This window comes from Pseudomonas agronomica, assembly GCF_025917275.1.
Lineage (GTDB): Bacteria > Pseudomonadota > Gammaproteobacteria > Pseudomonadales > Pseudomonadaceae > Aquipseudomonas > Aquipseudomonas agronomica.
This window is the reverse complement of the sequence record NZ_JAOSHO010000367.1, coordinates 1-5186: the sequence shown is the minus strand read 5'-3', so window position 1 is coordinate 5186 and position 5186 is coordinate 1. Positions and strand designations below refer to the sequence as shown.

General features: G+C 61.3%; 4 protein-coding genes. 1 reads left to right on the top strand and 3 read right to left on the bottom strand.

The genetic code is table 11. The features are described from left to right. Positions 1-6: 6 nt before the first annotated feature. Positions 7-615, bottom strand: coding sequence for a LemA family protein (locus OC610_RS20670; protein ID WP_264430327.1), 609 nt, complete (start codon positions 613-615; stop codon positions 7-9). A gap of 260 nt (positions 616-875) precedes the next feature. On the opposite strand from OC610_RS20670, the gene bglX reads away from it, so the two are divergent. Further along, positions 876-3167 carry a beta-glucosidase BglX gene (bglX, locus tag OC610_RS20665; protein ID WP_264430325.1) on the top strand — a complete coding sequence of 764 codons (2292 nt, stop codon included), beginning with the start codon at positions 876-878 and terminating at the stop codon, positions 3165-3167. Between the two features lie 130 nt (positions 3168-3297). Here bglX and OC610_RS20660 read toward each other — a convergent pair whose 3' ends face one another. Continuing rightward, positions 3298-4455, bottom strand: coding sequence for a phospholipase D-like domain-containing protein (locus tag OC610_RS20660; protein ID WP_264430323.1), 1158 nt, complete (start codon positions 4453-4455; stop codon positions 3298-3300). A 1-nt stretch (position 4456) separates the two neighbouring features. Further along, positions 4457-5047 carry a YceI family protein gene (locus OC610_RS20655; RefSeq protein ID WP_264430320.1) on the bottom strand — a complete coding sequence of 197 codons (591 nt, stop codon included), beginning with the start codon at positions 5045-5047 and terminating at the stop codon, positions 4457-4459. Positions 5048-5186 lie beyond the last annotated feature (139 nt).

The following is a 5186-nucleotide window of genomic DNA, read 5'->3' as shown; positions in this document are numbered from 1 at the left end:
GTTTTTTCAGAACTTCACTTCAGGCGCTTTTTCGGCATTCGGGCTGGTGGCCTCGAAGGTCTCGCGGATCGGCAAGTCGCTGTACATCACGCTGTGCCACAGGCGACCGGGGAAGGTGCGGATTTCGGTGTTGTACTTCTGCACCGCCAGGATGAAGTCACGACGCGCCACGGCGATGCGGTTCTCGGTGCCTTCGAGTTGCGATTGCAGGGCCAGGAAGTTCTGGTTGGCCTTCAGGTCCGGGTAGCGCTCGGACACCACCATCAAGCGGCTCAGTGCGCCACTCAGTTGGTCCTGGGCTTGCTGGAACTGCTTGAGTTTTTCCGGATTGTCCAGGGTGCTGGCATCGACCTGGATCGAGGTGGCCTTGGCCCGCGCTTCGATCACCGCGGTCAAGGTGTCCTGCTCATGCTGGGCGTACCCCTTGACCGTCTCCACCAGGTTGGGAATCAGATCGGCGCGGCGCTGGTACTGGTTCTGCACCTGGCCCCAGGCGGCCTTGGCCTGTTCGTCCAGGGTCGGGATGTTATTGATGCCGCAACCGGCCAGCAACGTAGTGAACAGCATCAGGGCCAGCATTTGCAGCGCGCTGCGGTGGTTCAGTCGTGGATTCATCAGGTGAAGCTCTCCCTTGCATTGCATTAAAAAACACCGCCACCTATCTTGCCGGCGTCTGGGGCATAATCGCCGCCGCACTGGATCGAATCGGGTCTATGGGCTAAAAGATGCGCGGTGCGAAACTAAGTTCATCGCCACAGGTTCGAAAGTGTGCTGCATTTAACTGGATAACACCCGAACAACAATAGCCGCTCCTCACATTTAGGCTGACCGGCGTGTACTGATCACCGCCCTTTAGGCTTGCGAGAAAACTATTCATGAAGAATCTGTGTTTGCTGGGCCTGTTTGTCACCCTGGCCAGTCAATCCGTATTAGCCAACAACCTGCCAGCCCCCATAGAGAACAAGGACGCTTTCATCAGCAACCTGATGAAACAAATGACCCTTGAGGAAAAAATCGGCCAACTGCGCCTGATCAGCATCGGCCCGGAAATGCCCCGGGAGATGATCCGCAAGGAAATCGCCGCCGGCAACATCGGCGGCACGTTCAACTCCATTACCCGCGATGAAAACCGTCCGATGCAGGACGCGGCCATGCGCAGCCGGCTGAAGATCCCGATGTTCTTCGCCTATGACGTGATCCACGGCCATCGCACGATTTTCCCGATTCCCCTCGCCCTGGCCTCGAGCTGGGACATGGATGCCATCTACCGCTCCGGCCGCATCGCAGCCAAGGAAGCGGCGGCCGACAGCATCGACATCACCTTCGCGCCCATGGTGGATATTTCCCGCGACCCGCGCTGGGGCCGGACGTCCGAAGGTTTTGGCGAAGACACCTACCTGGTGTCGCGCATTGCCGGGGTGATGGTCAAGGCGTTCCAGGGCAGCGGTGCCAACGCGGCCGACAGCATCATGGCCAGCGTCAAGCACTTCGCCCTGTATGGCGCGGTGGAAGGCGGTCGGGACTACAACACCGTGGACATGAGCCCGGTGAAAATGTACCAGGACTACCTGCCGCCCTACCGCGCCGCCATCGACGCGGGCGCGGGCGGCGTGATGGTCGCGCTGAACTCCATCAACGGCGTACCGGCCACCGCCAACACCTGGCTGATGAACGATCTGTTGCGCAAGGAATGGGGTTTCAAGGGCCTGGCCGTCAGTGACCACGGCGCGATCTTCGAGTTGATCAAGCATGGCGTCGCCCGGGATGGTCGCGAAGCGGCCAAACTGGCGATCAAGGCCGGCATCGACATGAGCATGAACGACTCGCTCTACGGCAAGGAACTGCCGGGGCTGCTCAAGGCTGGCGAGATCGAGCAGAGCGACATCGACAATGCGGTCCGCGAAGTGCTGGCCGCCAAGTACGACATGGGCCTGTTCAAGGACCCGTACCTGCGTATCGGCAAGGCCGAGGATGACCCCGCCGACGTCTACGCCGACAGCCGCATGCACCGCGCCGATGCCCGTGACGTCGCGCGGCGCAGCCTGGTCCTGCTGGAAAACCGCAACCAGACCCTGCCCCTGAAGAAAACCGCGAAGATTGCACTGGTCGGCCCGCTCGCCAAGGCGCCAATCGACATGATGGGCAGTTGGGCCGCCGCCGGGCGCCCGGCACTGTCAGTCACCGTGTACGACGGCATGGCCCGCGCGCTGGGCGGCGAGTCGAAGCTAATCTACGCCCGTGGCGCCAATATCACCGGTGACAAGAAGGTGCTCGACTACCTGAACTTCCTCAACTTCGACGCCCCGGAAGTAGTGGACGATCCGCGTCCGGCCCAGGTACTGATCGATGAAGCGGTGAAAGCCGCCGAGGAAGCCGATGTGGTCGTGGCCGCCGTAGGCGAGTCCCGTGGCATGTCCCATGAATCGTCGAGCCGCACCGAACTGAACATCCCGGCCAGCCAACGCGAACTGATCAAGGCCCTGAAGGCCACCGGCAAGCCGTTGGTCCTGGTGTTGATGAATGGCCGTCCGCTGTCGCTGCTGGAAGAAAAACAGCAGGCCGATGCGATCCTGGAAACCTGGTTCAGCGGCACCGAGGGCGGCAACGCCATCGCGGACGTGCTATTCGGTGACTACAACCCTTCTGGCAAATTGCCGATCACCTTCCCACGCTCCGTCGGGCAGATTCCTACCTACTACAACCACCTGAGCATCGGTCGGCCGTTCACGCCAGGCAAACCCGGCAACTACACCTCGCAGTACTTCGATGACACCACCGGCCCGCTCTACCCGTTCGGCTATGGCCTGAGCTACACGACGTTCAGCCTGTCGGACATGGCCCTGTCGTCTACCACGCTGAACAAGACCGGCAAGCTCGATGCCAGCATCACCCTGGAAAATACCGGCGAACGTGACGGCGAGACCGTGGTGCAGCTGTACATCCAGGACGTGACCGGCTCGATCATCCGTCCGGTGAAGGAATTGAAAAACTTCCGCAAGGTGATGCTCAAGGCCGGCGAGAAGAAGGTCATCCACTTCGACATCACCGAAGACGACCTGAGGTTCTTCAACGCCCAGCTCAAGTACGCCGCAGAGCCGGGCAAGTTCAACGTGCAGATCGGCCTGGATTCCCAGGATGTGAAGCAGCAGAGTTTCGAGTTGCTCTGACCCAACGACACTGCAATACCTTTGTGGGAGCGAGCTTGCTCGCGATGGCGGCCTGACAGTCGATGATGCGGTGACTGATGGGGCCTCATCGCGAGCAAGCTCGCTCCCACATTGGTTTTGCGGTGGATGGTTAACCCCGCCGATCCAACAGGTTCACCACCACCCGATCCACCAGCCCCCACACCCTTTGCTTGAAGCGCTTCCACAGCGGCCGGCGCTGCCAGGCGTCGAGACTCACTTGCAGGCTTTGCTCGAAGTCCCGTTCAAAACTGGCCGCCACGGCCTTGCTCAGCCCGGAGTCCAATGCCTCCAGGTTGGCTTCGAGGTTGAAGCGCAGGTTCCAGTGGTCGAAATTGCACGAGCCGATGCTGACCCAATCGTCCACCAGCACCATTTTCAAGTGCAGGAAGCAGGGTTGATATTCGTAGATTTTTACCCCGGCCTTGAGCAGGCGCGGGTAGTAGCGATGACCGGCGTAACGCACGGACGGATGATCGGTGCGTGGGCCGGTCAGCAGCAGGCGCACATCGATGCCCCGCGCGGCGGCCTTGCGCAATGAACGACGCACGTTCCAGGTCGGCAGGAAGTACGGAGTGGCCATCCAGATGCGTTTCTGCCCGCTGTTCAATGCCCGGGACAGTGACTGCAGGATGTCGCGGTGCTGACGGGCGTCGGCATACGCCACCCGGCCCATGCCCTCGCCCATCGGCGGAACACGGGGCAGGCGCGGCAAACCGAAATTAGACGCCGGTTTCCAGGCCCGTCGATGGCGGTTGGCAAGCCACTGGCGGTCGAACAGCAACTGCCAATCGAGCACCAGCGGTCCGACAATTTCCACCATCACTTCGTGCCAGTCACTGTGGTCTTCCAAGGGGTTCCAGAACTCATCGGTAACCCCGGTGCCACCGACCACCGCCAAGCGTTGGTCGACCAGCAGGAGCTTGCGGTGATCGCGGTAGAGGTTGCGCACCCAGCGGCGCCAACTCAGGCGATTGTAGAAACGCAGCTCCACGCCCGCCTGGACCAGGCGATTGCGCAGGCTGAGGGTAAACGCCAGGCTGCCATAGTCGTCGAACAGGCAGCGCACACGAACGCCGCGTTCGGCGGCCTGGACGAGGGCCTGGACCATCGCCTCGGCGCAAGCGCCCGCCTCCACCAGGTACAACTCCAGTTCAACCTGTTCCTGGGCGCGGGCGATCTCCACCAGCATGCGCGGGAAAAACTGCGGACCGTCGATCAACAGTTCGAAGCGATTGCCTTCGCGCCAAGGGAATACCGGGCCGCTCATGTCAGCGCGCCGTGAAGATCAGCACCGCATTCACCGGTACCGACAGGCTGATGGCCGACAATCCGGCTAATGTTCGAAGCGTTTCCAAACCCGGCGCCAGATCGAAATCCGCCGCATTGAGCACGACCGGCTCCAGGGTCACGACCTGGAAGCGACGCTCGTCCAGGCGCGTCGCCAACAGTTCGACATTGTATTGATGCTGCTTGCCGTGCAGGTTCACGGTCAGCGGCAAGCGCAATTCCAACTGGGCGCCGTTGGCCAGGTCCTGGATCGGCGCCAGGTCGATCTTCGCGGTGACGATGGCTTCGGCGAATTGCTTGATCTCGAACAGCTCGGCGCGCATGCGCTCGTCCCGCAGGGGGATGCCGCTGTTGATGGACTCCAACTCCACTTCCAGGCGCGCCAATCCGTCGGGCTGAACCTGGCCATGCAGCACGAGGAAACGCTGGACCTCGGAGACATTGCCGTTTTTGCTGCTGATAAAAGAGAGCCGCGACGACTCGCCGTCCAAATACCAATCGGCCTCGGCCGGCAGCGCAGCGCAGGCCAGCAGCAAGGTAGTGACAGCGTGAGAAATGGACCGCTTGAACATACAGACTCGGGGGCAGATAAACCTGTGGCGAACCTTAACCGGGCCGAGGGCGCTTGCAAACTGTCTTTGTAACAATGCTCCAGCTGGGCCGTAGGCGCGCAGAACTGTGCAGGAGCTATGTAGGAGCTGCGTAGGAGCT

Coding starts and splice junctions, on each gene's coding strand:
- OC610_RS20670 (WP_264430327.1), bottom strand. CDS start 615: ATGAATCCACGACTGAACCACCGCAGCGCGCTGCAAATGCTGGCCCTG.
- bglX (WP_264430325.1), top strand. CDS start 876: ATGAAGAATCTGTGTTTGCTGGGCCTGTTTGTCACCCTGGCCAGTCAA.
- OC610_RS20660 (WP_264430323.1), bottom strand. CDS start 4,455: ATGAGCGGCCCGGTATTCCCTTGGCGCGAAGGCAATCGCTTCGAACTG.
- OC610_RS20655 (WP_264430320.1), bottom strand. CDS start 5,047: ATGTTCAAGCGGTCCATTTCTCACGCTGTCACTACCTTGCTGCTGGCC.